The following is a 26,738-nucleotide window of genomic DNA, read 5'->3' as shown; positions in this document are numbered from 1 at the left end:
GGCGCCGCCATGGCACCACCCAGCGTCTTCCAGCGGATCCTGGACTACTCCCACCGCGCCGACCCCTACCCGCTGTACGCCGAGCTGCGCAAGACACCGGTGCGGCGGGAGGAAGACGGCACCTACGTCGTCAGCGGCTATGAGGAGATCGTCTCACTCCTCCACGATCCACGCGTCAGCGTCGGTCGCCCGCAGCCGGGCGAACCCCGGGACGCCGAGAAGGAGCCACCGTCCTTCCTCCGGCTCGATCCGCCCGAGCACGACCGGCTCCGCCGCGTGGCGATGCGCCATTTCGGTCCGCCGCATTCGCCGCATCGGGTGGACGGCCTGAGGCCGGAGCTGTTCGGGATCGTCAGGGAGCTGATCGACGGCGTCGCGGGCCGGACCCGGATCGACATCGTCGACGACGTCGCCTACCCGTTCCCGGTGACGGTGATCTGCCGAATCCTCGGGGTGCCGCGCGAGGACGAGGCGCGGTTCCACGACTGGGCTGACGCGGTCATCGAGTCGCTCGACCCCAGAGAGGAGGGCCGGCCGGAGCGCCTGAGGCGCCGGGAGAACGCGGTGGTAGAGCTGCACCGATACCTCGGCGGGATCGCCGCCGAGCGCCGGAGGAACCCGGGTGACGACCTCATCTCCGGCCTCGTCACCGATGAGGGCCCGGACGGTGCGATGTCCCCGACCGAGGTCGCGGCCAACGGCGCGCTGCTGCTCATCGCCGGCCATGAGACCACGGTCAACCTCATCACCAACGGCATGCTCACCCTGCTCCGCCACCCAGAACTACTCGACCGGCTCCGTCACGAGCCGAACCTGGCCATCGGCCTGGTCGAAGAACTGCTGCGCTACGAGCCCCCGGTGCACCTGCGGTCCACGCGGATCGCGTTGGAGGACATCATGATCGGCGACATCACGATCCCTGAGGGAGCTCCGATCGTCCTGGCGCTCGCGGCGGGAAGCCGCGACCCGAAGCGCGTACCCGACCCCGACCGCTTCGACCCGGACCGCCGCCCCAACCAGCATCTCGGCTTCGGCGGCGGCATCCACTACTGCTTCGGCGCCCCGCTCGCCCGCCTGGAAGCACAGATCGCCCTGACCGAGCTGGCCAGACGCCTGCGGAACCCCCGCCTCGTCACCGACCCGCCCCCCTACCGGCCCAGCCCCGAGCTACGCGGCCCCCGCCACCTCCTCCTCGACATCGACGGCGTCATTCAGCCGGCGCGGTGAACGGAAGACGCACCCATCGTCAGAGGGCAACCGGCCAACGCGTTTCAGCGGCGAGTGGCCTCCAGGCGAGAACGGAGATCACCCACGTCGGTTCGCAGGTCCGCACTGGCGCCGGGGTCGTTCAGGTCTGTGTCGATCAGGTCCAGCTCGGCGCTGCGCAGATCGGTCAGGAGCCGGCGGGGCGTTCCGCCGGGTGTACGGCGACGTTCCCTGCGGCGCCTCCGGCGATCGGTGAGGATCTCGGTTTCCGCCGCAGTCAGCACACCACGGTCGGCCTCCGCCGCGGCGGCGTCCCGGAATCGATCGAGGTACCGGCGGCGAGCGACGCGATAGACGACCACGGCGATGACCAAGATCGCCGGCCCCCTGGCCCACACCCAGGTGCCACCGGCCAGCAGCGGGAAGTCCCACCAGGCGTGCATCGCCATCGCGAGCACGAACGCGCCGACGGCGACGAGCAGCCGCCGTGCCAGCGGGCGTCCGGTGGCACCGACCAGGTAACCCAGCCCGGCGCCTGCGACGGCGCCCATGGCCCAGTGACCCCACCAGATGGTGCCGACCCGGCCGATGAGCGAGTCAAGGACGCTGACGGTGCTGTGCACGGCTCCGTGCGCCACGATGGTGTTGAAGACGTAGAGGTAATTCTCGGCGATCTCGAAGCCGAAGCCCGCCAGCGCACCGTACGCGAAGCCATCCAGTGGGCCGCGGATCGCCTGCGGGACCATCAGTGCCAGCAGCGCGACCCCGGCCAGCTTCAGGGTCTCCTCGACGATCGGCGCACTGATCGCCGCGCCCCACCGGTCGGCGAAGCTCAACCCCGCCATCTGGGTGAGAATGCCGCCGAACGCCTCGTTGGCGATCAGGGCCACGCCGGGCACGGCGAACAGCCCCCAGGCCGTGATGAGCAGCGCGTGGCTCCACGGATGCGGGCGCACCGGGTGCAGCCGGCGGAAGTACCAGAGCCCGGCCAGCAGCACCGGGATCAGGACCAGGGCTCCGACAACGGCTCCGCCGAAGAAGACCAGCACGTACGGAGTGAGCGTGAGTATCCCCATGAGCGCGCCCAGCAGACAGAACACGGCCCACAACCAGAACGCCGAACGCCGTGTCAGCCGCGACACTTTCGTCGTGTGCGTCATCGGGCGCTCTTGGTGAACTGGATGCTTCGCACCATTCCGCGGACCTGGTCGGCCTTGTGCCGGAAGTCCTCTGGTGGGCCGGTGGCCGTCACGTCGGTACCCAGCGTCGGACGAGCGAAGACGCTCGCGATGCCGATCTGACCCCGGCCGGCGAGCTCACCGGCGAGCCCGGTCACGCCCTGATCGGTGGTGGCCGGTACCGGGCGAGTGGCCGCCCGCGGGCCGCCCGTCAGGACCGCGATCTTGTCACGACCGTCCCAGAGTTGCCTGGGCGTCGCTTGCCGCGGGGTGACGACACTCACGCTGAATCGGGTTGGACCGCTCCTCAGAGTGATCCTGGAGGATAGGTCGGTGTCCCTCGCATCCACCGCCCATCCGGCCGGAACGGTCAGAGCGACGGGCCGCTTGTCGCCTGGGTGCGCGGCGCCGACCTGCATCACCGAGCCCGGCGGCACCGAAATCTCCGAGTCCCGTACCGCGGAATCGATCATTGGAAGGCCCGCGCACAGCACAACCAGCACCGCGGCGACTCCAGCGGTGTACTGCCATCCACTCCAATCCACGCGAACCCCACCAAACTAAAATCGGGGGGATGCTTAACAGATAACCACCCCTCAACCAGCTCAAACTCCCGGACTGGCGGCTGGGCTTCCTCCTTGACGTGGAGGCCTGATCTAGAGGGACGGGTGAGTCGTGGGAGTGGAAAGCCGCAGGTCCGATAGGCACATTGGTGGCGCGCGGGGGTGCTGCCGTACTTTTCTGCTGCACGGATCCGTGACCGGCCGAGCCCTTGCTGCGGTGTCAGAGGGGGGCTCTACGGTGTGGCCATGAATGGCGCTACGAGGGCTCGTACGACCGAGGCTCCTCCGCTCGATATGGCCGAGGCCGTTCCGGGTCTGGGCGCGTACGCCCGGACGGTGGTCCGGTTGCACCCCCGGCCAGGTGCCCCGGACATCTCCAGCAGTCACATCGGCGGTCCGGTGCTGTGGCCGGCGGACGAACCGTGGCCGCACTGCTCGGACCCCAAGTACTCGGAGCAGAACCGGCATAAGACGCCGGACCGTCCGGTGGCGATGGTCCCCGTGGCTCAGCTCGCCGCAGCGGACTTCCCGGAGATCGTCTTCCCGGCCGGCACCGACCTGGCGCAGATCCTGTGGTGCCCGAGCCATCACCCGACCTGGGGCTACGCGCCCGCGTTCCGGCTGATCTGGCGGGACTCCTCCACCGTGACCGCACCTCTCGCGGCGCCTCCGACGCCACACCTGATCGGTGATGCGGACTATGTACCGCGGCCCTGTGTGCTCCACCCGGAACGCGTGATCGAGTATCCATGGCACGAGGAACTCCCCAAAGACCTCCGGGACAAGCTGGAGGAATGGGAGGCCGGAGAAAGCCTGTACCAGTACATGCTGTCGATCGTGCCCGGCTGCAAAGTCAGCGGCGGGATGTCCTGGGAAGTCACCGACATGGGAGCACTGCCTCCATGTGACGCCTGCGGCGCGCCCCTGAAACTGCTGCTGCAATTGGACAGTTGTGAATGGTCCACCGACGCCCAGGGCTTGCGCTGGGCGCCGCTGGAAGACCGACACCTGGAATTCGCCACCCCAGAACACAACCGCGCACACGAACCGACCGGCCTGCAGATCAGCCGGTACAGCCACGGCGGCTTCTTCGTCTGCTCAACCGCTCCCGAGCACCCAGCGACCTTCTTCACCCAGTAACCAGGCCATCACACGCTCACCGGCGATCGATGTTAATTGTTGCGGGTCAGGACCTTGTTGACGCCTGCGGAGCCGGGCTCGTGGCTCAGTCGCTGAGTCCTGAGTGTCCGAGTGCGGCCGTCGACTTTGTTTCGGTGAGTGAATACTGGCCCTGTGGACAGGGGATGGACGGAGGTCCTGGATGGCTTCCTCGGCGAGCATCGCCGCGAGTTGTGGGCGTTCTGCTATCAGATGTTGGGCTCTCCGTTCGATGCTGAAGACGCCGTCCAAGATGTGCTTGAGCGGGTGTGGCGAGCGCGGGGTGACTTTGACGCCGAGGTAGGGAGCGTGACCGGATGGGTGTTTCGGATCGCTCGGAATGTCTGCGTGGATCGTCTTCGGAGCGCGAGCCGCCGTACGCTGCCGCGCGATCTCAGCGATCCGGGATTCGAGGTGGGCGCCACTCTGGTCCCTCGGTTCGACACCCCGTGGCTGCAGCCGGCCCCGTCAAGCTGGTTGGGCGAGGATGGCACCGCCGACGCTGTGGTGCGGGGCAGCGAAGTCCGGTTGGCGTTGACGGCTCTCCTGCAAGCGCTGCCGGCACAACAGCGCGCGGTCTTCATTCTGCGCGAGGTGCTGGGCTACTCCTCGGCTGACGCCGCCGCCGCACTCGGCACCTCGGTACCTGCGATCAACTCTGCACTCCAGCGCGCTCGAGCTCGTCTCTCACAGACGCGAACGGATGGCCACCCTGAGCAACGAGGCATCGAAGCCGCACTGGTCGAGCAGTACGCCCGGGCCTTGGAAGCGGGGGACACAGAGGCACTGGAGCAGTTGGTGACAGCGGATGTCGTCTTCGAGATGCCGCCAGTTCCACAGTGGTTGCGCGGCCGGGTTCCGTACCGGGCATTCATGGAAGCCTTCTTCCGCCGGCGTGGCGCCCGCAGGCAGACGCGTCCCATCTCGGCCAATCATCAACCAGGGCTGCTGCTTTATCACGTCACCGATGACGGTGTGCAGCCCAACACGCTCCATGTGCTCACGGGGGGAGCGGACGGCCTGCTGTCCCACCTACTCGTCTACCGGGACCCGAAGCTGTTCGCGCTCTTCGAGCAGTAGCGATGAGTTCGAGGGCTCTCATTCGTAGGTAGCGGTAACCGGATCAGGAGGGTTAGCGCTATGCGGAAAGTGATCGAGTACGTTCTGACCTCGGCGGACGGTGTCGTTGAAGACCCGGTGGGCATGGGAGTGGCCGAGTATCAGGATGAGGCCTATCTGCGGGACGGTCTGGGCCTGCTGACGGCCTGCGACGCGATCCTGTTCGGACGCCGCATCTACGAAGCGTTCGCGGAACTGTATGACGGTCGCACAGACCACAAGCCGATGTGGGCCGACCGACTCACGACGATCCCGAAGTATGTGTTCAGCTCGACGCTTGAAAGGGCCGACTGGAACAACTCGATCATCGTTCGTGGCGATGCCGTTGCCGAGGTGGCCCGCCTCAAACAGCAAGACGGGGGGAACCTGCTGCTTCTCGGCCACGGCCAGTTCGGGGAGACTCTTCTGCGAGAGCAGCTGATCGATGTCATCGACCTCACGATTTACCCCTTTATGACCGGGAGTGGGAAACAATTTTTCCGGGAGGGGCAGGATGCCAAGCTGAGACTCGCGGGCGTGAAGACCTTTTCGAAGATCGTCAAGCTGACCTACGAGATGCAGAGATGAGGCCCAAGGGCCGACCCTCGTGCTCTTCGACCGCACGGTGATGAGCCGGCGGCCTTAGCAGATGAGCCACCGCAACGCCCCGCTGGCGGTGGAGCGTCTCGAAGGTCGATCGATCGCTGCCGGCCCCGGCTGATCGCATACGCCGCTGTAATCGTCGCTCGCGAACTCCGCGGGTAAGGACTTGACGAAAGCGCCGAATCGGCAGGTTCAGGCTTAGACGATCTGCCGGGCGAGCAGGGTCGATCATTGGGCCGGTGGTCGTCGCCGTGATCTGCCGTTGCCGTCAGAGGGACCCCGAGTGGTCTTCGCTCGGGGTCTTCTGGCTGGTCAGGTGGGAGCCTCCGGCCGGATTCGAACCGGCTGCCGCTTACAAGGCAACTTATGCCGACATTTCACCAGCACTCCCGGTGCTGGCGCCTGCGCTGGCAGTCCCTCACCACGCGCGAGTGTCCGTCGTCGTTCGTCGCGATTGTCACCCACGACAAGAAGGCTGAAACATAGGGGCAGCCGCCCCGCTGTTTCAGCACGGCAGGGTGTCCCGCAGGTCTGCGCAGGTCACGTGCAGCGGGGGGACAAAGGGGACACTCGCGCGCCTGCTACGCCGAGGCCAAGATCACGGCTTACCTACGTTCTGGTTCCCTGACCCCAGCGGTCCCTCTGCACGCGACAACATGATCACGGTCAGCGGTATCGGCGCTGACGCAGATGGCGGCCTACACCGATCGTTTAGGAAGAACGCTAGTGAATACCGACTTGCCGTCCACTCTGGCACGTCGCCGCCCGAGCGTACTCCTGGTCCTGGCCTCGGCGCAGTTGGTGGCGGCCGTCACCAGCCTTGTCTGCGCCGTCGTTCAGGGGATCCGGGAGCAGCCGTTCCTTCCCGTGCTCGGACAGTGGGGCGGTGTGCCTGCGCCCCTGGTGATCACCGGGTCTGCGGTCGCCGCTGTCATCCTCATCAAGCGGGGCCGTTTCAGTTGTGCCGTGACGGCGGCGGGCCTCCCGCTCGCGGTTCACATACTGGCGATGGTCTCCTACCTCCCCTTTCCCAGGCGGATTCCGCTGGGCCCCTGGGTGCGTCAGGCGCTGACATCGCCGTTCGGACAACTGCAAGTGCTGCCGACTCCGGTGCTGTTGAGGATCAGCGCTTGGGTTTCCATGGCCGCCATCGTCCTCGGTGTCGTGGTCGCGGTCGGCCTCGCCGGAGCGGTGCCGCACCAGGAGCGGCGATCACCAGTGCGACCGGGAGCACTGGTGGTGGTCGCGGTGACGTCGGTGCTGGCGATCGCTGCGTACTGGACAGGTGTGCATCTGGACGGAATAGGTATGCGGCTGGTGGGGCCGACGCAGCCGGCGTTCGTCGCGCTGGCCGCCGCGACGGTGACGGCGCTGATCGATGTGCACACCCGCCGGGCCGCCCGCGAAGGCATGATCGCGGTTGCGGCGGTGTCGGCGGGCGTGTCCGGTGCGGTGCTGATCGTGCCGCTGGGGTGGCAGATGTGGCCGTTGGTGCAGCGTTGGCTGAGGCCCCCGGAACGCCTGCGTGTCATCGGCATCGGGCGAGTGGGCTTGACCCGCTGGCAGGGCCTTTCGGAAAGCCTCATCTCCCTTGGTTCGGTGCTTGTTCTGGTCGCGGTGGCGGCGGCAGCGCTCACAGCGGTGCATCGAGCAGCCGCCGTCCGCGGAACGGCCCCCCGTACCAAGGCTGAACCGGGAACGCCGTCACAGTGAACCGCCTCATGCCGTACGGCGAGCAACTCGCGGCCACGACCGATCGCGAAGACCGGCCTCCGACAAGGCGACTTAGTCACCCACGACAAGAGAGCTGGAACAGAGCGCGCAGCGCCCCACTGTTCCAGCCTCCGGCGTACGCGGGTACAAACAAGACAGCGTGTCCCCCCACCGTATCCCCCAAGTTTGCACAGGTCAGGAATAGTTGGGGGACATAGGGACGTGGGGGACACATATCCTTGACCGCCGAACATGAGAGCCTCAGCGCCCGCCAGCGCTCGGTATGCACGTTTGTTGCGCAGGACCTGATCAACCGAGTCCGCCACGTGCGGCACCGCGCGTCCGCTGGCCACTGAGCTGCACACGAGCGGTTGTCTTCGGTCGTTACCGGTCCCAGGCGACCGTGAGTGCGGTGACGATGCCGAGGCCGCGCCCGCCTTCCTTCTGCGTGCTGATGGTGGATCCGAACTTGGATGGTCCGCCGTTGTCCTGGACCTCGATGCGGATCGTGTTGTCCGGTCGGCGGCAGGCTTCGACGGTGAAGGTGCCGCCTGGTGTGCCGGTGTGACCGGACCGATCCCATTGGGGAGGACGTTGTGGCCGCACGAAGCTGCGGAAAGTTGAGTATTACGACTCATGTGGACGACGTCGCACGAGCTGACGATTTAGGTATGAGCACAACGATCAAACCAAGTACCACGGCCACGTTCCTACGCGTCGGCTCGGTGGTGATCGGGCTGACATGCCTGCTTGCCGCTGCCGCGTTATCGGGGTGCTCCTCGCAATCCGCAGAGGATAAGGCGGTGGCTGATGCGACCAAGCTCGCTCACGGCGACATCGAACGGACCGCGAATCGTATGAGCTCCTGGTTGCGGTCGTCGGCCGGCGGGCGCAGCGGTTACGAGCTCGCGAAAAAGAACCTGTCGGAAAGAACGTTCGTAGCTCAGGTGACTCTTCTCGGGAGCCATTTCTCGAAAAGCGTCCAGACATACGATGTCACGACGACGGAACGAGGAGGGGGAGATAATGGGTTCGGTGGAGGGCACACAGAGAAAACAGTGCGCATGTGCGCCCGGTTGACCGCCCATTTCTCTCCCCGGACCCTCCGCGTCGAAATCTCCGGGCTTCATTGCCCTCCCGGACTTCCAAGCAGAGGGGACGGTGGTCCGGTCGACAGGATCATCCCCTGGAAAAGGTAGTCAGGCCACGAGCCTGGCGCACGGACCGCCAGTTGGGGAACGGAACCGCCGGTGTCGCTGGCAGCGTCACTCAGTTGGTCACCTGCTTATGACGGCATCTTCCGCGTAGCCTGGACGGTTCCGGACTTGCGTAGGGCGGGGCGTCATAGCCTTGTCGGCCGGCTGGGCTGGCACCTGCCTGCCGCCGAACCCGTGATGTTTCGGCGCGTCATGGTCCGACCCCCCGAAGTGCATCCAGCGGCGCGGAGCGCTCGCTGGGGGTCTATCCATCCTTGCCGCCGGGCGGCTGGTCGTGCTCGTCGAGCATCTGGCGGGCATGGTTGGGGTGCGTAACTCACAGGTGAGCGCTCCTTTCGTGAGGTGCCGCCGGAGGCGTCCTCGAACCGGCCCGGCACCGGTCCGCTCGCGGGCCGCCCAGGGGGCCCGGCCAAGCGCAGCCTCCGACCTCAACCCGTGGGGGGCGTGGGGGGCGGCAGCCCCTCACATCGGGGGGCTCCGGGGGCGTCCCCCGGGCCGGCACTGAGCCTCCGGCCGGATTCGAACCGGCGACCTGCCGCTTACAAGGAATACGGACACCCCTGCTCCCCCAACATCCGCCGAGGTAGACGGTGACGGGCGTATGCCGGTGGCTGTCCACGGCCGGCGTCGTTGCCGTCACCGTTGCCGTCAGCCCCGTTGTCCGAGGAGAAGCCGACCCCGATCGCAGGACGGCCACAGATCACCATGCGACGCCCGGTGCGTCGCCCTTGCCCTGCCGCTGCCCGGTCGGAACGGGGAACGACACCGTACGTCCGGTCGTGAGGTCGACGCGGTGGATGCGCCAGCTTTGGGTATACAGCGCGAAGCGGCCTGAACCGTCCAGGGTCAGACCGCCGAGGCCGTCGGCGCTGTTCCTCAGGCGCGCGAGTGTCCGTGCGGCCCCGCCCTGCAGGGGTCGCCGTTCGATGCGCGACCCATTGAAGACGATCATCGCTTGGTCGTCCGGGGTGACCACTCCGTCGAACGCTCCGGAGACGGTGGCGACCGCTCGTACCACGTGCGTCAGTTCGGTTCCGGGAAGCGTCGTGTCCAGCACCTGCAGCGTCTCCCCCGTCCTCAGCCACAGGCGACGCCCGTCCTTCGACCACTTCAGGCCGTCCACGTGCGATCCGCGACCGGTCCACGTGCGCCCCAGGCCCGTGACGATGTCCATCACCGTGATGCCGCCAGAGGCCATCGAGGTGTAGGCGAGCCGCCGGCCGTCCGGACTCAGCGCGCACACGAGCCCGCCGTCAGCGGAGCTCGGACCGACCTCCGGCATCCTTGCGGCGATCTTGCGGGCGGTTCCCGGCCGACCCTTGTCGTCCAGCCGCACCGTGTAGAAGGCGAAGCCGGCGCTCGGTCCGGTCGTGCCACCGATGACGAAGGTCCGATCGTCCGGGGCCGCGGCGACCGCCGGCCACGAGGAGAAGATCCCCCGCGGTGCCGTGATCGTGTGGAGTACCCGCCCGGTCTCCGCATCGAGTACGACGGCATGCGCGGGAATAATGGATGTCGCGTCTTTGGCACTCGGCGGGTCGAACACCGCCACCGGCGCCGCAGCCGCGACGATGAACTTCGGCGTCCTCGACGGCCGCAAGGCCGGGTACACGCGGAATTTCCGCTCGGCCGGTGTGTTCTGCGCCGCCACCGGCGTCGACCCTGAGTGCCCCGGCGGTATCGCCGGCTCAGTGGGATGATCACTGCAGCCGGTGAGCACCGATGCCACAGCGATGACGGAGAAAACCGAGAGCCGTGCGGCCCGACCACCTGAATTCGACGATGTCATCGTCTCTGCCGCCTCCCCGCGACCGGCGGACACCTTATGAGCCTGAGACGGATCATCGTCCGGCGCGGAGCCGCATCGCAAGCACGGCCTGTCCAAATGACCCTCCTTCCGCCGCCCATAAATCGACCTCTCTCGCCTCCGACGCCGCATCGGCGGACTCACATCGGCGACCCTACGGAGAGACGACTACGACGGCGTCCAGGCCAGCAGTTCACTACATCACCGCGACCTGTTCCTCCGAGTGAAGCTAGCCATGTCCATGGCGGTCCAGATCTGACCGCCGACCTGGCCGCCCGCCTCTGACGAGTCCATGTGTGTCCATCGTTGTCCATAGCAGCTATTAGCAATCGCGTTAGCAACGCGTCGGCGCCAACTCCGACCTTCTGAACGTTTCCCTGCTCCGGACAGGGCGCCTGGAAAAGAAAAAGGGTAATCTGATCGCGGAATTGAGATGGCTGGTCCGCGCGCGCTACACCACGTCCGGAAAGGACGCGAGATGGCAACTCGGCCCCAATCCGCTCCACGGCTGTCGAAGGGCGCGGGCACGTGTCTGAGCGGAGCACTGGCGTTCGCCTGGCATCGCGGGTCCGCCGTCGTCGGCACCCACCAGCTGCTGCTGGCGCTCATCGCCCGCGGCGACCCGATCTCCTCGCGGGTGCTGGCCGAGTCGGGTGTCACCTACCGTGCGGTGTGCGATGTGCTGGAGGCGGCGGGCCAGTGGGAAGACGGCGGTATCGGGACCGCCGAGAGCGCCGCCGCGCGCACCCTGGCCGAGGCCGCCAAGGGATTTCGCCCTCCAGGCCGGTTGGCGCGCCTGCTGGGGACGTACGGGTCGCCGTCGCGTCGGCCGCTGCCGCCATGGAGCCGAAACATCGAGACGGTCATCGACGAAGCGTTTTTCTCGGCTCAGGCCGCGGGGCGGGACGCACCGTGCCGCGCCGACCTGACGGTGGCGTGGTTGTCCCAGGATAACGGCGCGGCCGCCGACGTCCTGGAGCGGCTCGGGGCGGATCGCGAGTGGCTGCGAAATCGGCTCGCCGAGGCGTTCGCACCACAGGGCCCGGCACCGACGAGCGCGACGGATTCGGAGATCCGCCCCTCCGGGTGGGTTCTGGGATACCTGCTGAGACAGGGCACCTGTTCCTTGCCCGGCACGTACGACTCCGTCCCCTGGCGTGGCGGACTGACGGCAATAATGCTGGAAAAGCTCTTGCAGGTCAGCGCCGACCTTGAGGTCGCCGAGTTGCGACCGGAACACGTGCTGCTCGCCATCATCGCGACCTATGAGGATCTCGCCGCCGACCGTGAGCAGTTCGGCCCAGGGTGGGAGGCGTGTTTTCCCGCCGGACGGGCGCTGGCAAGCTACAGCATCACCTACGAACGTGCCCGGCAGATGACCCTCGCGCTCAGCCCGGAGACAAAGACCAGCGGCCCGGACGACCAGCGTGGCTTCGTGCAACGGGCCCGAGAGCTTTTCCTTTTCACTCCCACCATGAAGGACGGCGTCGACGAAGCCGTACGCCTACTCGGCCACCGGCCACGAGGGAAAGGGGCCATGGCAACCCCCGAGGTCAATCTGCTCGGCGTCATGCATGAAGAGAATGAATTGGCCAACCGGATCCTGGCCGGCTTCCATGTCGACCGAGAGCGATTGCGCCACGACCTCATCGACGCGTTGCGCTGAGCGCGGACCATGGCGGTCCGCGTTTCACCGGCCACGAGCACCGCGCCCTGGCGCAGGACGCGTCCACCGATCACCGCACTGCGGTAGCCCACACGGACCCTGTCAGACCCCCGCCGCAAACCCGCGCTGCCAGCTTGGGAATCGTCTGGTTCCGCGCCGTCATGGGCGCTGACCTGGGCTTCGGCATGACACCGAGTGACCGCTGTTGCCCCCTGTTCACCGGGGCTAACGGCCCGGACCGCCGAACCGGACGGGACCGGTGGGACCTTCTAATCCGTAGGCACCCAAACGATCTCCGAAGCCGTTCGGATCAGTTCGCGCGCTCGGACGACGTCATCTGGGCCGTCCGCATCCGTACGGCCGCAATCAAGATCGTTCGCCCGGGTGGCTCCTGGGAGCCACGACGGATCACCAGTTTGGAAAATTTCGGAACGCGGTCGGCTATCTGCGCCGTGCGGGCTGGCACGTCGAAGGCGAGACGGCGCTGGTATGCCCCAGCTGCCGCGGCTGACGGCTTCGCCGGCGGGTCACGGGAAGATGACGCTCGTGCGCGTGGTCTGATGGTCCCGAGCCGAAGGGAGTCTGAGGTGGGCGGGACTTCATCGGTGGCGGCTCGCTCGATGCCGTTTGCCCGCTACTGGTGCGCAGCGACCATAAGCTCCTTCGGCACCGCCGTGACGACTGTTGCGATGCCTGTGCTCGTCGTACGGACACTCGCCTCGACGCCGGTAGAAGTCGGAATGGTCAACGCAGCCCAGTTCGTGCCCTATGCCCTCCTCGGACTGATTGCAGGCGTCTACGTCGATCGCTGGCGTCGTAGGACCGTCCTCGTCTGGTCGAGCGTCGGCCGAGCGCTTGCTCTCGGAGCGATACCCGTGCTCTGGGCACTCGGTTCGTTGCATGTATGGATGCTGGTCATCCTTCTGCTGGCCTTCGGGGCCTTCTCGGTCTTCGGCTTCGCCGCGACGCAATCTCTGCTTCCACGGCTCGTTCCTACATCCCAGCTCGTCATTGCGAACGCGCGCCTGGACCAGACCGACACAGCCGCCCAGACGCTCGGCCCTGTCCTCGGCGGCGGAATGGTCGGTGTGCTCGGTGCACCCGTCACGATCGCTGTCGATGCGGTCAGCTACGTCGTCGACGCCGCCCTGAACGCCGGCTTGCGGGTCGAGGAGCCACGATCCTCAACTGCTGACCGGCGCGACCTTCTCGGCGAGGTCCGTGAAGGCGTCAACTGGACCTACCGTCATCGCACGCTCGGTCCACTCGCGGTATCGACGCATGTGTGGTTCCTTGCCAACTCGGCGAGCTTCACGGCACTTGCCGTCATCGCATTGCGAACGCTCGGCTTCTCGTCGCTGTCCTACAGCCTTCTGTTGACCACGAGCGGACTCGCCGGCTTGGTGGGGGCAACGCTCGCCCCCAAGATCGGACTCCGTTGGGGCGCCGGCCGTACGATCATCTGCGCTCGTGCCGCCTATCCCGTCGCGTGGCTCGTCGTCGCACTCACGCTGACCACCTCTGCTCACACGGCAGCTCTCTTCGTCGCGCTCGCGGTGCACGGGCTCGCAGCAGGTGTGGAGAACGCCAACGAGATGGGCTATTGGCAAGCAGCCACGCCCGACGGTCTGCTCGGCAGAGTGAACGCGACGAGGCGCTCGGCGAACCGCACCGTCGCAGTGCTCGGCTCACTTCTCGGCGGTACGGTGCTGGCCACCGCCGGCGACCGAGCCACGATCTTGAGCGTGGCGACAGTGTTCGGCGTCGCTGCAGCTATCGCCGCGTTCTCTCAGCTGAGAACCAATCCGGAGACGCAAACATCAGCTGCCGCGGCGCACGGTCCTTCCCCGAGCCCGTAACGCTGGCGCGGCAATTACCGCCGCTGACGCCGAGGCACCGAGTCCGCGCCAAGAACAGGCAAGCTGCACGCGCCGTCGGAGCACTGTGGCTGGAGGGCCTGCACTTCCACGACCTTCGGCACACCGAGAACACCCTCGCTGCACAGAGCGGGGCAGGTCTCTCATGGTGCCGGATCGGGCAGAAGCCGAAGAAGGCTTCCTGGCTGTTGAGGACGTACAGCTTGAACAACGGCGGGACACCGTGAACCCGGATCTCCGCACGGGCGTTCCGACCATGCCCAGGTCGGACAGCTCCTCCACTGAGTCCAGGATGGCTGGGCTTGGCGGAGCATGATCCGGCCGGCGCGTTGGCGGAACTCCGGGTCATCGGACAGGTCCTCACTGCTGCACGGGACGGCCATCGGTTCGGAGGTGTCGGGGACCAGCATCCGTACGATCAGGCTGCGGGGCTTGAGTGTCGCGGAGCCGGCCGACGCGGATCTTGTCCAGCGGCTCTTGGATGACGCGGCCGCCTCAACATACGGGCGGATGCTGATCGGCGACAAGGCGATCGCCGTCTCTGGCAGGCCCATGGCAGCGGGCACAATCGGACGGGCCTCGCCCGCGGGCGGTTCAGCGCCAGTGCCACCCGGCTCGAAGAGCTGGTCGGCGGTCCACCCCAGGCACATCTTCTCCAGCACCCGGCAATGATGCGGGTACGGCATGCCTTTGACCTCGCCGGACAGCCAGCGGTGGAACTGGGAGCGATCAAGCCCTCTTCCGACCTCAACCCGTGGGGGGCGTGAGCCCCCCACATCGGGGGGCTCCGGGGGGTCGTCCCCCCGGACCGGCACTGAGCCTCCGGCCGGATTCGAACCGGCGACCTGCCGCTTACAAGGCGGACGCTCTGCCAGCTGAGCTACGGAGGCTTGCTTCTTACAGCGTCACCACGATAGCGCGTGCGGCGGGGCCGGTGGGCTGGTCGGCGATCACGTCGGCTCGCCCCGGTGCCGCTCATTAATGAATCGTGGTTCAATAATGCCGTGGCACGTCCCAGGGAGATTTCGGATGAGCGGTTGCTGGATGCCGCCGCTCTTGTCATCAGTCGGCTCGGGCCGGCGTTCAAGCTCGCCGACGTCGCGGCGGAGGCTCGGGTGGCCGTGGGGACGGTGGCTCAGCGGTTCGGGTCCAAGCACGGGCTGCTCGTCGCCATGACCAGGACGGCCATCGAGCGGACGCGTGCCGGGACGCCGGACGAGAGTTCGCCCGTGGAGGCGCTCGTCTCCTCGTACGCGCCGCTGGACGATCCGCACACCGCCGCGCATCACCTCGCTCAGCTCGCCTTCGATCTCGCCGACGAGGAGCTTCGGGCGCTGATGGCCGAGTTCTACGCGGTCATGGAGGCCCGGATCGCCGTACTGGTGCAGCGGGCGAAGGACGACGGGCGGCTCGGCGAGGCGCCCCCGGCCGAGGTCGCCGCTCGGATCCTCACCGCGACGGCGGACGGCACGGCCGTTCACTGGTCCGCTCGGCCGCGCGGCAGGCTCACCGAGCGCATGAAGGCCGACCTCGGCGCGATCGTGGCCGGATGGCGCACCAGAGAAGAACACGACACCGGGAACGAGCAGAGGAGCGGGACATGACGCTGGACGGACAGGTCGCGGTGGTCACCGGTGGCACGCGAGGCGCCGGGCGCGGGATGGCGATCGAGCTGGGGGCGGCCGGGGCGACCGTGTACGTCACCGGGCGGAGTACGCGTCGGGAACGGAGTCCGCTGGGCCGCCGGGAGACGATCGAGGAGACCGCCGAGCTCGTCACCGAGGCCGGTGGCCGCGGCGTCGCCGTGCGCTGTGACCACATGGATCGGCAGGACGTACGGGCGCTCGCCGCGCGGATCGAGGACGAGCAGGACGGGCGGCTCGACATTCTCGTCGACGACACGTGGGGCGGGGACCAGTGGATCGAGTGGAAACCGCTCTGGGAGCACGACCTCGACAAGGGGCTCCAGGCGGTGCGCAACGGGCTCGAGACGCATCTGATCACGCTGCACACCCTGCTTCCGCTGCTCGTAAGGCGGCGGGGCGGCCTGGTGGTGGAGATCACCGACGGCGATGACATGTTCAACGAGCGCTACCGGGGCTCGATGTTCTTCGACATGGTCAAGGTGGCCCTGACCCGGCTGGGCAAGATGCTCAAGGACGAGCTCGACCCGCACGGGGTCACGTCCGTCGCGCTGACGCCCGGCTTCCTGCGCTCGGAGGAGATGCTGGAGCACTTCGGCGTCACCGAGGAGACCTGGCGGGACGGCATCGCCAAGGACCGGTGGTTCGCGATCTCCGAGACGCCTCGCTACATCGGGCGGGCGGTCGCCGCCCTGGCCGCCGACCCCGACCGGGCCCGCTGGTCCGGGCAGGCGCTCTCCTCCGGCGTCCTCGCCAAGCACTACGGCTTCACCGACCTGGACGGCTCACAGCCGGAGGCGAGCCGGTACTTCGCCGAGGTCTACTTCGGCGACAAGAAGGACGCCGACGTCGCCGACTACCGATGAGAAGAACTGTGACACCGCTCGACTAATGTGACGGAGGCATTCCACCGGCTCGCCGGCTCATACGTAGTACGCGAAAAGAGATCCCCCAGCATGAGCATGCCCCCCGGTCCCCCCGGCCCCCAGAGCCCCTGGCAGGGACCCCCACCTCAGGGCCCACCGCCCCAGGGTCCGCCGCCTCAGGGACCGATGCCCCAGGGACCGATGCCTCAAGGACCGATGCCCCAGGGTCCGCCTCCGGGACCGCCCGGCGCCTACCAGGGTCCGCCGGGACCGCCAGGTTTCCCCGGCCCCCAGGCGCCCTGGGCGGGGCCGGGAGCACCCCCGTACGGGATGCCCCCGCGCCGGAACAAGCGGGCCAGGATCATCGTGGCCGTCGCCGCGCCCGTCGTGATCCTGTTGCTCATCGTGGTCGCCAACCTGCTCCCCAACACCTCGGCGCCGACCGGCGAGTGGAAGGCGGGACAGTGCGTGTCGCCCGCCGGGCAGGTGGGAGACCAGGAGGGCAAGGCGTTCCACCGCGTCGGCTGCGACGCGTCCGACGCCGCGGCCAAGATCACCAAGATGACGTCCGCCGGGCTGACCGGGTTGGAGCCGACCGACTGCCCCGACGATACCGACGCCATGGTCAAGGTCGACCAGTCCGGCGGCCACCTGGACCTCACGCACAATGTCGCGTGCATCCGCAACATCAAGGCGCCGCACCCCGGTGACGTGGGGCAGGGCGGCGGGCTGTTCCGGGCCGGCGACTGCATCTCCGATCCGGCGGCCTCCTCCAGCCTGAAGGAGGTTCCCTGCGCCCAGTCGCACTGGGGCACGGTCGTACGGTGGGCGGACAGCGCCTCGGCCTGCCCGCAGGGCGCCGACTACGACGCCGTCCGTACGCTCGGCGGCTCACGGGCCCTGTGCGTACGCCGGGCCTCGGGCCAGACCAGCTGAGGCCTGTCCCGAAGTCCCCGCAGGGCAGCGGGGCGGCGAGACAGGCCCGGCCGGCACCGGCCCTATGACGCGCGGTGGCGGGCGATCTCGTACAGCGCGATTCCGCCCGCCACGCCGGCGTTCAGCGACTCGGCCTTGCCCGGCATCGGAATGTTGACGAGCAGGTCGCAGGTCTCGGCGACCAGGCGGGACAGGCCCTTGCCCTCCGAGCCCACGACGAGCACGAGCGGGCCGGTCGCGGCGTCCAGGGAGTCGATCCCGTTCGCGCCGCGCGCGTCGAGGCCGGCCACGAACACACCCGCCTTCTGGTACGCCTTCAGCGCCCGTACGAGGTTGGTCGCGCGGGCGACCGGCACCGAGGCGAGCGTGCCCGCCGAGGTCTTCCACGCTCCGGCGGTGACTCCGGCCGCGCGCCGCTCCGGTACGAGCACGCCGTGCGCGCCGAAGGCCGCGGCGGAGCGTACGACGGCGCCGAGGTTGCGCGGGTCGGTGACGCCGTCGAGGGCGACGATCAGCGTGGGCGAGCCGCGGTGCAGCAGGTCGTCGGGGTGCGCGTAGTCGTACTCGGGCACCTGCAGGGCGATGCCCTGGTGGACGGCGCGGTCGGTCAGCCGGTCGAGCTCGGCCTTGCCGGTCTCCAGGAGCGGCACGCCGGCGTCGGTCGCCAGCTTGATCGACTCACGGATGCGGTCGTCGGCGGCGCCCGTCATGACGTAGAGCGTGCTGGCGGGGATGCCGGCCCGCAGGGCCTCGACGACCGGGTTGCGGCCGGTGACGATCTCGGGGCCGTCCGGCGCGGACCGCCGGGACGGACGGTCGGCGGTGGCCGTGGCCGACTCGCGCCGGGGGCCGGTCGTGGCCGTCCCCGTCCGGGTGGCCGACTTGGCGGCGCGCGCCGTCTGACGCTGGCCGTACCAATGCCGGTCCTCGGCCTTCGGGGTGTGGCTCGACCCCTTCTTACGACGCTTGGCCATCCATGTCCTCCGCTGGTGCGCGGGGCGGTCTCGCCCCCGGCCCAGACTACGCGGAGTCGCGGCCCGAACCGTCCCGCAAAAGGCGTTCGATGCGCTCCAAGCGGTCCTCGATCGCGGTCAGGCGGCTCTCCATCGCGGACATGCCTCCGCCGCCGAAGACACCCGGCGACGGCCGCGTCTGCTGACCGGCACGGAGCACGGCCAGGATGCCGTGCCGCACCTCCTCGGTGTCGACCTTGAGCCGGCGGAGCACCTCCACGCCGCCGTCGCCCTCGCGTTCGCCCTCGCGGAGCAGGCCGAGCAGGATGTGCTCGCTGCCGATGTAGTTGTGGCCGAGCTGCAGGGCCTCGCGGAGGGAGAGTTCGAGCACCTTCTTCGCCCGCGCGGTGAACGGGATCTCGGCGGCGGGCGGCTGCTCGCCGCGGCCCAGCATCTCCTCCACCTGGTACTGGGCGGGCGCGAGCCCGGCGCCGAGCGACGTGAGCACGCGTACGGCCGTCTCGGTGTCATCGCGCAGGAGGCCGAGCAGGATGTGCTCGGTGCCGATGAAGTCGTGGTCGAGCAGCAGGGCCTCTTCCTTGGCGTAGACCACGACGCGGCGGGCGGTGTCGGTGAACCGCTCGAACAACTGGACCACCTCGGATGCGGTGGGGTGTGAAGCCTCTCGAACGTTACGTCCCCGGACTCCTGCCCACCAACCGTCTCAGGAGCGCTTGAGTTCCCATCGCGGACCGCGCGGGGTGTCCTCGATGATGACGCCGGCGGCGGTGAGACGGTCGCGGATCGCGTCGGCGGCGGCATAGTCCTTGCGGGCCCGGGCCGCCTGCCGCTGTTCGAGCGCCACCGAGACGAGCGCGTCGACGACGTCGCTGAGGTCGTCGCCGGCACTCTCCCACTGCGACGACAGCGGGTCGAGACCGAGCACGCCGAGCATCGCGCGCAGCTCGCCGAGGACGCGGACGAGGCCGTCCTTGTCGCCTGCGGCCATCGCGGTGTTGCCCTCGCGTACCGACTCGTGGACGACGGCGAGCGCCTGCGGCACGCCGAGGTCGTCGTCCATCGCGTCGGCGAACGCCTGCGGAACCGTGCCGGGCTCGACGCGTCCGGCCATCTCCACGGCGCGTACGACGAACGCCTCGATGCGGCGGTACGCGGCGGCGGCGTCGTGCAGGGCCTCGTCGGTGTAGTCGATCTTCGAGCGGTAGTGCGCCGAGCCGAGGTAGTAGCGCACCTCGGCCGGGCGCGCCTTGTCGAGCAGGTCGGACAGCAGCACGACGTTGCCGACGGACTTGCTCATCTTCTCGCCGGCGACCGTGAGCAGCCCGTTGTGCATCCAGTACTGCGCGAACGCGTCACCGGCCGCGGTGGACTGGGCCAGCTCGTTCTCGTGGTGCGGGAAGATCAGGTCGACGCCGCCGCCGTGGATGTCGAAGGCCGGGCCGAGGTACTTGGTGGCCATCGCCGAGCACTCCAGGTGCCAGCCGGGACGGCCCGGACCCCAGGGCGTCTCCCAGCTCGGCTCCCCCGGCTTGGCGCCCTTCCACAGCGCGAAGTCGCGCGGGTCGCGCTTGCGGTCGTCGCCCACCGAGTCGCCGGCGGGCCGCATGTTGTCGAGCTTCTGGTTCGACAGCGAGCCGTACCGGTCGGCCCAGGACAGCACGTCGAAGTAGACGTCGTCGCCGACGTTGTAGGCGTGCCCCTGCTCGATGAGCCGCCGCATCAGCACGATCATCTCCGGGACGTGCCCGGTGGCGCGCGGCTCGACGGTCGGCGGAAGGCAGCCGAGCACGTCGTACCCGCGGTTGAACACGCGCTGGTTGGCCTCGGCGACGGCGAACCACGGCACGTCCGTCTGCGCGGCGACGTTGATGATCTTGTCGTCGACGTCGGTGACGTTGCGGACGAAGGTCACGTCGTACCCGGAGGCGACCAGCCAGCGGTACAGCAGGTCGTACGTCACGCCGGAGCGCATATGGCCGATGTGCGGCGCGGCCTGCGGCGTGGCACCACAGACGTACACACCCGCCCGGCCCGCCGTCAGCGGGGCGAAGTCGCGGATGGTACGGGTGCCGGTGTCGTAGAGGCGCAGGCTCACGCGTAAAAGGCTATTCGATGACGGTCGGCGTCCGGCACGGAAATCGACTTTGTTGGCTGATCCCGGCCGCCGGCGATGCTCATTCCGTACGGGCCTGCCGTACGTAACGCGCCAATTCACTGAAGGCCACGGCATTCGGGACCTCCCCGGCCGTGGCCGTCATGCCGGCCAGCCGGTCGCGCCGGTCCACGCGGACCATGCCGTTGCTGATCTCCACCTCGGCCACGTCGTGCCAGGGCACCTTGTCCCCGTCCTTGGCGATGCCCTCACGGGAGAGCGTGAACGGACCGAAGCGCACCTCGCCGCCCGTCTCGATCCGGGACATGTACCTGGGCAGCAGGCGCTCGGTCACGGCCGCCGACACGGTCTCCACGACGTTTTGGATGTCGGGGAACTCCGGGCCCATGACCACCTCGGTGCCGTCGTCGCGCACCAGCGCGCAGCGCCAGCTGACCGCGTCCGCCGACCCCATCCGCACGCCGGAGACGCGCAGCTCGCGGATGGCGTCCCAGGCGAAGGCGTTCGCCTCGCGGCCCGCGACCAGGATCAGGCCGCCCTCGTAGAGGTACAGCATCCGGCCGTAGCCCGGAAGGACGTCGCGGACCAGTACGCGGCCGGCGGCGCCGAGATAGCCGACGGTCAGCAGGACGCTGAGCACCGTCGCCCAGCCGAACCCGTGGATCAGGAACCGCACCGCGAACGGCAGCAGCACGAGACCGGGCAGCCCGAGGAACACCAGCCACCTGCGGGAGCGGGGATTGACGATGCGCGGATCGTGCACGCTGTGCAGTTCTCCGAGCCGTTCGTCCTTCGCGAGGTCGTCGATGGGGGAAGGGGGAGTCACGTCTCTCAAGGGGGACACCAGATCAGGACCGTGGCCGACAGAACAGCACGAATGGCCGCATACCAACTAGCGTCCACCCGAAGCGACAACATCCTTCCGGTCGGCTTCCCCGTGCCGCAACAGGGGTATGCCGTGCGTGGCGAGCGTGACCGGCGAGTGGCCGTCATGCGGGTTCGGACGGCGACACGCGGCCCGCGCTCACCCCGAGATCCGTTGGTTACGGCCAAGATGGTGTCACCCCGTACGCCCTGATGGTTGGCTGCCTCCCAAATGACAATCACCCCCGCGCAATATTCGAAGGCACAGCGACGGCTCCTCACCACGCTCGGCGGCCTCGGCGTCGCCGCGCTGGCCGCGGGCACGTTCGTACTGTCCTATGACGACCTGCGGCTGCTCGCGCTCCGCGGCGGTGCCGCCCGGCACTGGGCGTTCTTGTACCCCGGGATGCTCGACGGCCTGGTCGTCGTGATCATCCTGGCGATCCTGAGCGCCCGGCGGTCGGGCTGGTTCTCCCGCGCGGTGCGCTGGCTGCTGCTGGTGGTCCTGATCGCCGGCGCCGGCGCGGCCGGCGTCCAGCGTGCCGTCAAGGGGTACGCGGTCCTGGCGGACACCCCGGTCGACGTCGGCGTCGCCGTGGCGCCCTGGGCGATCCTGATCCTCGCGGTGTGGCTGTGGATCGGCATGATCAAGCAGGTGCTGAGCCGTCGGACGCGACGTGAGCGGCGCGGCGATCCGGCCGAGCCCGTCGAGCCGGCGGCGGCCGCGCCCCAGGCGGAGCCGGTGCCCGCGACCGTCGTGGACGGCTCGATCATTCCGGGCCTGGACGGCGAGACGCGTCCGCTGCCGCGCCCGGCGTCGGTACGGGAGCTGGGGCCCGTACGCGAGCCCGCTCCGCCCGAGGAGAACCCCTGGGAGGCCGCGCGACTCAAGCCTGAGCCGTGGGAGGAGGACACCGAACCGGTGCCGGCGGCGTCCCCGGCCGGCAAGCCGACGGCGTGGGACGCACTGTCGGGCTCCTCGCCGGAGGCCGAGTCCGGCGAGCGGTCCGCCGCGGCCCGGCCTGAAGAAGAGAGGTCCGGCGCACCCGCACTCGGTGGGACCTGGCAGGACCCCGAGCCGGCACCGCACGCGGAGCCGGGCGAACCGGTCCCGGCGTCGTGGCGCGCCGCGGGGCCGGACGCGGACGACGAGGCGGGCTCCTCGCCGGGCGACCCGGCCACCGGCTCCCGGAAGCCCGCCGAGCCGGCCCCGGACGCGGACGACGGCGTGGACTCCTCCTCGAGCGGCCCGGCCACCGGCTCCTGGAAGGTCGCGGAGCCGGCCGGCCGTGAGGCGGACGAGCCCGCCGGCGGAGAGGCGACCGGCGCGGAGCCGGACGGCTCCGTTCCGCCGTCGTGGGGCGGCGGGGAGGCCGAACACGGCCGTGAGCCCACCTCACCGGAGGCGCGCCGCGATGAGCACGACGACGAACCCGATGACGAGCCCGCTCCCCTGCTCCCGCCGACCCCCGGCCGGGCCGCGCCGCGTCCGGAGACGTCCGCCGGGCGCGCCGGGTCGTCCGGTGAAGGCGCGGCCGAGCCCGAATCCGACGTGGAGGCACCCGTGAACGACAAGCCCGCCCAGCCCGCCGAAGAGGAGCCCAGACCCCGCTACGTCGCCCGTACCTCGCTGCCGACCGACGTCCGGCTGGTCGGCGGCCCGAAGACCCGTACGCCTCTCGCCGACACCCAGCCGGACGGGATCAAGCTGCCGGACACCCAGCCGGACGGCATCCCGATCGTGACCGCGTCGTCCTCCTCGTCCTCGGACGAGGAGGACGACGCCTACCCCGACGAACGCGCCGAGGACCCGGACGCCGGCATGGAGTCCACCCCGCCGTCGAGCAAGTTCCGCAGCGGTCCCATGCCGCCTCGCGGCTGACCCGCCGGGTTCCGGGCGTCGCCCAGCGCCCGGGGCACGAGCATGTCCGGAATGCGCCGGGGCGGCTTGGTGAAAGCCGGTCTGAGAGGGAACGCTGAGGAGATGAGAACCTGGGTGCCCGTGCCTGAGGGCAGCGGCTTCGGCGTGCACAACCTTCCGTACGGTGTGTTCTCCCAGCGGGGCGAGCTGCCACGCGTCGGTGTGGCCATCGGTGAGCAGGTGCTCGACCTGGCCGAGCTGGCGTCGTCCGGGCTGCTCGCCGACCGGCGGTGGTTCGCCGCCGGATCGCTGAACGCCTTCATGGCCGCCGGGCGCGCGGTGTGGCAGCCGACGCGGGACCGCGTCATCACGCTGCTCACCGACATGTCCTACCGCGACGAGGTCGAGCCCGCGCTCTATCCGATGAGCGACGTCGAGCTGCACATGCCGTTCGAGGTCGCGGACTACGTCGACTTCTACTCCTCGCGCGAGCACGCGACGAACCTCGGGCGGATCCTGCGCCCCGGGGGCGAGCCGCTGCTGCCGAACTGGACCCGCCTGCCGGTCGGCTACCACGGCCGCGCCGGCACGGTGGTGCCGTCGGGCACGCCGATCGTACGGCCGCGGGGGCAGCGCAAGGGCGAACCGGAGCCGGTGTTCGGGCCGACGGCGAAGCTCGACGTCGAGGCCGAGGTCGGGTTCGTGATCGGGGTGCCGTCGGCGCTCGGGCAGTCGGTTTCGACGGGCGCGTTCCGCGACCACGTGTTCGGCTTCGTGCTGGTCAACGACTGGAGCGCGCGCGACATCCAGGCGTGGGAGTACCAGCCGCTGGGGCCGTTCCTGGCCAAGTCGTTCGCGACGTCCGTCTCGCCGTGGGTGGTCCCGGTCGACGCGCTGGGGGCCGCCCGCGTACGCCCGCCGGAGCAGGACCCGGAGCCGCTGCCGTACCTGCGCTGCGACGAGCCGTGGGGCCTGGACCTGACGCTGCGGATCGAGCTGAACGGGCAGGTGGTGAGCCGCCCGCCGTTCGCCGGGATGTACTGGACGGCGCCGCAGCAACTCGCCCACGCGACCGCGAACGGCGCCGCGCTGCGCACGGGCGACCTGATGGCCTCGGGCACGGTCTCCGGCCCGCGGCGCGACCAGCGCGGCAGCCTCATCGAGCTGACGTGGAACGGCACCGAGCCGCTCGAACTGCCCGACGGCACGAAACGCGTCTTCCTGGAGGACGGCGACACCGTACGCATCACCGCCACGGCGCCTTCGCCGGACGTCGACCCGATCGGCTTCGGCGACGTCATCGGCACGGTCTACCCGTCGCCCGCCTGACCGGCGGTCCGGGCGCGGCGGCCCGCCGCGTCGTTACCGGTAGACGAGAGCGGTGGCGACCGCGGCGATGCCCTCGCCGCGACCCGTCAGGCCCAGGCCGTCGGTCGTGGTGGCCGAGATGCCCACCTCCGCGCCGCCCAGGGCCTCGCTGAGAGCCTTTTCCGCCTCCGGGCGGCGGGGTGCCAGCCTGGGGCGGTTGCCGATGATCTGGACCGCGACGTTACCGATGGTGTATCCGGCCTCGTCCAGGCGGCGGTGGACCTCCTGGAGCAGAGAGACGCCCGAGGCGCCCGACCAGCGACGGTCGCTCGTGCCGAAGACGGCGCCCAGGTCGCCCAGGCCCGCGGCCGTCAGCAGCGCGTCGCAGATGGCGTGCGCCGCCGCGTCTCCGTCGGAGTGGCCTTCGAGCCCGTCGCCCTCACCGGGCCAGTCGAGGCCGGCGAGCCTGAGCGGGCGACCAGAACCGAACGGGTGGACGTCGACACCGACGCCCACCCGTGGAAGATGCGTGACCAAGCCTTCAGCCCGCGAGGACTTCGTCGAGCAGCGCCTCGGCCTTGTCCTCGTTGGTCTTCTCGGCCAGTGCCAGCTCGCTGACCAGTATCTGCCGCGCCTTGGCCAGCATGCGCTTCTCACCGGCCGACAGGCCGCGTTCCTTGTCGCGCCGCCAAAGATCACGGACAACCTCGGCGACCTTGTTGACGTCGCCGGACGCGAGCTTCTCGAGGTTCGCCTTGTAGCGTCGCGACCAGTTGGTGGGCTCTTCGGTGTAGGGTGCCCGCAGCACCTCGAACACCCTCTCCAGCCCTTCCTGGCCTACCACGTCACGAACGCCGACGAGCTCGGCGTTCTCCGCAGGGACACGAACTGTGAGATCGCCCTTGTCGACCTTCAACACCAGGTAGGTCTTGTCCTGACCCTTGATGGCACGAGTCTCGATGGCTTCGATCCGAGCAGCCCCATGATGGGGGTAGACGACAGTGTCGCCGACCTTGAAAGTCATGTGACAAGTACCCCTTCCGCTATGGATAGGGTAGCACGCTGCACGGACCCTCTGAACCGCCGTTCTCGGCATATGCGCAGGTCAGCACGGTTATTAGGGTATTGACAAAGGTTGAATCGCGTGCAATAGGCACCCTCGTGGATCGGATTGGCCCGCACCGCGCACACAGCGGGGGAAGCGGCTCATACTGGAGGTGGACGGATCCGCAGCGGGTCGCCCGCCCCCGCGTCGCGGGGGGCCCGGCTCCCGCGCGCGATCACGGCGGTCCGAGAAGGTAGGTGTGGCGTGGGGCTTCACGGCGACCATGACGACTACGGGCTGCCCAAGGTCGACGTCGTCGTACCGGACGACGCGCGGGAGCTCGATCGTGACGTCATCGCGTACCGGCGCGAGCAGCGCCAGCGGCGCCGTCGCGAGCGCTGGCAGCGCATCGGCCGGCCCTTCACGCGTTACGGCATCGCCGCGCCCTTCATCGCGAGCGCCGTGCTCGTCGCCCTCATCAGCGGCGTGCTCATGACCGTCATCTCCCCCCGTCCGGGCCCGCGGACGATCCAGGTGCCGCCGACCGGGCCGCAACGCCTGCGCCCCGGTGACGTCGGCGGCGGGCTGCCCGCCGGCAATGTGATCTACCGTCATAAATCCGTCCCGGTGACCGAGCTCATCAATGTTGCCGGAGTCGTCCTGGTCGTACCCCGTGAGTGCGGATGTGACGCCGTTGTCCAGGGCATCATCCGGCAAGCCGGAGGCCAGCGGCTCCAGGTGTGGCTCATCGCCGACGACCGCGCGGACAAGGACGACGGCGACGTGGCGCGCCTGGCCGACGGCGCCGCGCCCGGCACGGCCCTCCTCGCCGACGATCCCGGCCGGGTGCTCTCCTCGACCTACAAGGCCTCGGGCCTGACCGCGGTGCTCGTCCGTACCGACCGCATCGTCCGTAAGATCCTGAGAGGCCTCCAGACGGGCCGCGATCTCACCGCCGACCTCCGGCCCCTCCAGACGCCGAGCTGACCCTGAGCCGCCTCTGAGCCGCTCCTGGGCCGGGGCCCGCGGAGCGGGCGCGAAA

At 69.1% G+C, this 26,738-nt stretch carries 22 protein-coding genes and 1 tRNA gene; 13 read left to right on the top strand and 10 right to left on the bottom strand.

Features of this window, described 5'->3' with window-relative positions:
• Positions 1-9: 9 nt before the first annotated feature.
• Positions 10-1,227 carry a cytochrome P450 gene (locus ACQEV1_RS10180; protein ID WP_433393266.1) on the top strand — a complete coding sequence of 406 codons (1,218 nt, stop codon included), beginning with the start codon at positions 10-12 and terminating at the stop codon, positions 1,225-1,227.
• 44 nt (positions 1,228-1,271) lie between these two features.
• On the opposite strand, the gene ACQEV1_RS10175 is transcribed toward ACQEV1_RS10180, so the two are convergent.
• Together ACQEV1_RS10175 and ACQEV1_RS10170 are read right to left on the bottom strand one after the other, a co-directional pair.
• Positions 1,272-2,366: a PrsW family intramembrane metalloprotease gene (locus tag ACQEV1_RS10175; RefSeq protein WP_433393264.1), complete on the bottom strand. Its 1,095-nt coding sequence runs from the start codon at positions 2,364-2,366 to the stop codon at positions 1,272-1,274.
• Positions 2,363-2,668 carry a hypothetical protein gene (locus ACQEV1_RS10170; protein ID WP_433393262.1) on the bottom strand — a complete coding sequence of 102 codons (306 nt, stop codon included), beginning with the start codon at positions 2,666-2,668 and terminating at the stop codon, positions 2,363-2,365. The genes ACQEV1_RS10175 and ACQEV1_RS10170 overlap by 4 nt, the downstream gene beginning before the upstream one ends.
• Positions 2,669-3,241: 573 nt before the next feature.
• Here ACQEV1_RS10170 and ACQEV1_RS10165 point away from each other — a divergent pair.
• The 4 genes from ACQEV1_RS10165 to ACQEV1_RS10150 all read left to right on the top strand — a co-directional run bounded on the left by ACQEV1_RS10165 (position 3,242) and on the right by ACQEV1_RS10150 (position 7,519).
• Positions 3,242-4,087: a hypothetical protein gene (locus tag ACQEV1_RS10165; RefSeq protein WP_433393260.1), complete on the top strand. Its 846-nt coding sequence runs from the start codon at positions 3,242-3,244 to the stop codon at positions 4,085-4,087.
• Positions 4,088-4,240: 153 nt separating this feature from the next.
• Positions 4,241-5,185 carry an RNA polymerase subunit sigma-70 gene (locus tag ACQEV1_RS10160; protein ID WP_433393258.1) on the top strand — a complete coding sequence of 315 codons (945 nt, stop codon included), beginning with the start codon at positions 4,241-4,243 and terminating at the stop codon, positions 5,183-5,185.
• Positions 5,186-5,245: 60 nt separating this feature from the next.
• On the top strand, positions 5,246-5,791 hold the full coding sequence (locus ACQEV1_RS10155; protein WP_285620582.1) for a dihydrofolate reductase family protein: 546 nt from the start codon (positions 5,246-5,248) through the stop codon (positions 5,789-5,791).
• A gap of 705 nt (positions 5,792-6,496) precedes the next feature.
• A complete protein-coding gene (locus ACQEV1_RS10150) occupies positions 6,497-7,519 on the top strand; it encodes a hypothetical protein (RefSeq protein WP_433393255.1) in 1,023 nt (340 codons plus the stop codon).
• A gap of 1,917 nt (positions 7,520-9,436) precedes the next feature.
• Here the strand turns inward: ACQEV1_RS10150 and ACQEV1_RS10145 are convergent.
• Positions 9,437-10,687: a WD40 repeat domain-containing protein gene (locus tag ACQEV1_RS10145; protein WP_433393253.1), complete on the bottom strand. Its 1,251-nt coding sequence runs from the start codon at positions 10,685-10,687 to the stop codon at positions 9,437-9,439.
• Between the two features lie 334 nt (positions 10,688-11,021).
• Between ACQEV1_RS10145 and ACQEV1_RS10140 the strand changes: the two genes are divergently transcribed.
• Complete coding sequence (locus tag ACQEV1_RS10140) at positions 11,022-12,209, top strand: Clp protease N-terminal domain-containing protein (RefSeq protein ID WP_433393251.1); 1,188 nt, start codon at positions 11,022-11,024, stop codon at positions 12,207-12,209.
• Between the two features lie 161 nt (positions 12,210-12,370).
• The gene (locus ACQEV1_RS10135) at positions 12,371-14,068 is read left to right on the top strand and encodes an MFS transporter (RefSeq protein ID WP_433405870.1); all 1,698 of its coding nucleotides are present in this window, start codon (positions 12,371-12,373) and stop codon (positions 14,066-14,068) included.
• Between the two features lie 835 nt (positions 14,069-14,903).
• Here ACQEV1_RS10135 and ACQEV1_RS10130 read toward each other — a convergent pair.
• Positions 14,904-14,976 (bottom strand) — tRNA-Thr (locus tag ACQEV1_RS10130).
• Between the two features lie 114 nt (positions 14,977-15,090).
• On the opposite strand from ACQEV1_RS10130, the gene ACQEV1_RS10125 reads away from it, so the two are divergent.
• The 3 genes from ACQEV1_RS10125 to ACQEV1_RS10115 all read left to right on the top strand — a co-directional run bounded on the left by ACQEV1_RS10125 (position 15,091) and on the right by ACQEV1_RS10115 (position 17,531).
• On the top strand, positions 15,091-15,690 hold the full coding sequence (locus tag ACQEV1_RS10125; protein ID WP_433393249.1) for a TetR/AcrR family transcriptional regulator: 600 nt from the start codon (positions 15,091-15,093) through the stop codon (positions 15,688-15,690).
• Positions 15,687-16,595 (top strand): SDR family oxidoreductase, encoded by a 909-nt coding sequence (locus ACQEV1_RS10120; RefSeq protein ID WP_285620644.1) that lies wholly within the window; start codon positions 15,687-15,689, stop codon positions 16,593-16,595. The genes ACQEV1_RS10125 and ACQEV1_RS10120 overlap by 4 nt, the downstream gene beginning before the upstream one ends.
• 216 nt (positions 16,596-16,811) lie before the next feature.
• Positions 16,812-17,531, top strand: coding sequence for a hypothetical protein (locus ACQEV1_RS10115; RefSeq protein WP_285620649.1), 720 nt, complete (start codon positions 16,812-16,814; stop codon positions 17,529-17,531).
• A 62-nt stretch (positions 17,532-17,593) separates the two neighbouring features.
• Here the strand turns inward: ACQEV1_RS10115 and rlmB are convergent, their stop codons facing one another.
• The 4 genes from rlmB to ACQEV1_RS10095 form a co-directional block, all read right to left on the bottom strand.
• Positions 17,594-18,505 (bottom strand): 23S rRNA (guanosine(2251)-2'-O)-methyltransferase RlmB, encoded by a 912-nt coding sequence (gene rlmB / locus ACQEV1_RS10110; RefSeq protein WP_285620652.1) that lies wholly within the window; start codon positions 18,503-18,505, stop codon positions 17,594-17,596.
• 46 nt (positions 18,506-18,551) lie between these two features.
• Entirely contained in the window at positions 18,552-19,133 is a 582-nt protein-coding gene (locus ACQEV1_RS10105) for a Clp protease N-terminal domain-containing protein (RefSeq protein WP_285620656.1), read from the bottom strand.
• A 75-nt stretch (positions 19,134-19,208) separates the two neighbouring features.
• A complete protein-coding gene (gene cysS / locus ACQEV1_RS10100) occupies positions 19,209-20,600 on the bottom strand; it encodes a cysteine--tRNA ligase (protein ID WP_285568325.1) in 1,392 nt (463 codons plus the stop codon).
• A gap of 79 nt (positions 20,601-20,679) precedes the next feature.
• On the bottom strand, positions 20,680-21,444 hold the full coding sequence (locus ACQEV1_RS10095; RefSeq protein ID WP_285620659.1) for a DUF6585 family protein: 765 nt from the start codon (positions 21,442-21,444) through the stop codon (positions 20,680-20,682).
• 270 nt (positions 21,445-21,714) lie between these two features.
• Here ACQEV1_RS10095 and ACQEV1_RS10090 point away from each other — a divergent pair, with 270 nt between their 5' ends.
• Positions 21,715-23,364 carry a DUF2637 domain-containing protein gene (locus tag ACQEV1_RS10090; RefSeq protein ID WP_433393245.1) on the top strand — a complete coding sequence of 550 codons (1,650 nt, stop codon included), beginning with the start codon at positions 21,715-21,717 and terminating at the stop codon, positions 23,362-23,364.
• A gap of 102 nt (positions 23,365-23,466) precedes the next feature.
• Positions 23,467-24,672 (top strand): fumarylacetoacetase, encoded by a 1,206-nt coding sequence (gene fahA, locus ACQEV1_RS10085; RefSeq protein ID WP_285620666.1) that lies wholly within the window; start codon positions 23,467-23,469, stop codon positions 24,670-24,672.
• Between the two features lie 33 nt (positions 24,673-24,705).
• Here the strand turns inward: fahA and ispF are convergent, their stop codons facing one another.
• Both ispF and ACQEV1_RS10075 read right to left on the bottom strand, forming a co-directional pair.
• Entirely contained in the window at positions 24,706-25,167 is a 462-nt protein-coding gene (gene ispF / locus ACQEV1_RS10080; protein ID WP_285568319.1) for a 2-C-methyl-D-erythritol 2,4-cyclodiphosphate synthase, read from the bottom strand.
• Positions 25,168-25,192: 25 nt separating this feature from the next.
• Positions 25,193-25,675 (bottom strand): CarD family transcriptional regulator, encoded by a 483-nt coding sequence (locus ACQEV1_RS10075; protein WP_285568317.1) that lies wholly within the window; start codon positions 25,673-25,675, stop codon positions 25,193-25,195.
• 285 nt (positions 25,676-25,960) lie between these two features.
• On the opposite strand from ACQEV1_RS10075, the gene ACQEV1_RS10070 reads away from it, so the two are divergent.
• The gene (locus ACQEV1_RS10070) at positions 25,961-26,683 is read left to right on the top strand and encodes a hypothetical protein (RefSeq protein ID WP_285620669.1); all 723 of its coding nucleotides are present in this window, start codon (positions 25,961-25,963) and stop codon (positions 26,681-26,683) included.
• Positions 26,684-26,738: the final 55 nt, after the last annotated feature.

Source organism: Actinoallomurus sp. CA-142502 (assembly GCF_050936355.1).
GTDB lineage: Bacteria > Actinomycetota > Actinomycetes > Streptosporangiales > Streptosporangiaceae > Actinoallomurus > Actinoallomurus iriomotensis.
This window is presented reverse-complemented; position numbering and strand designations above follow the sequence as displayed.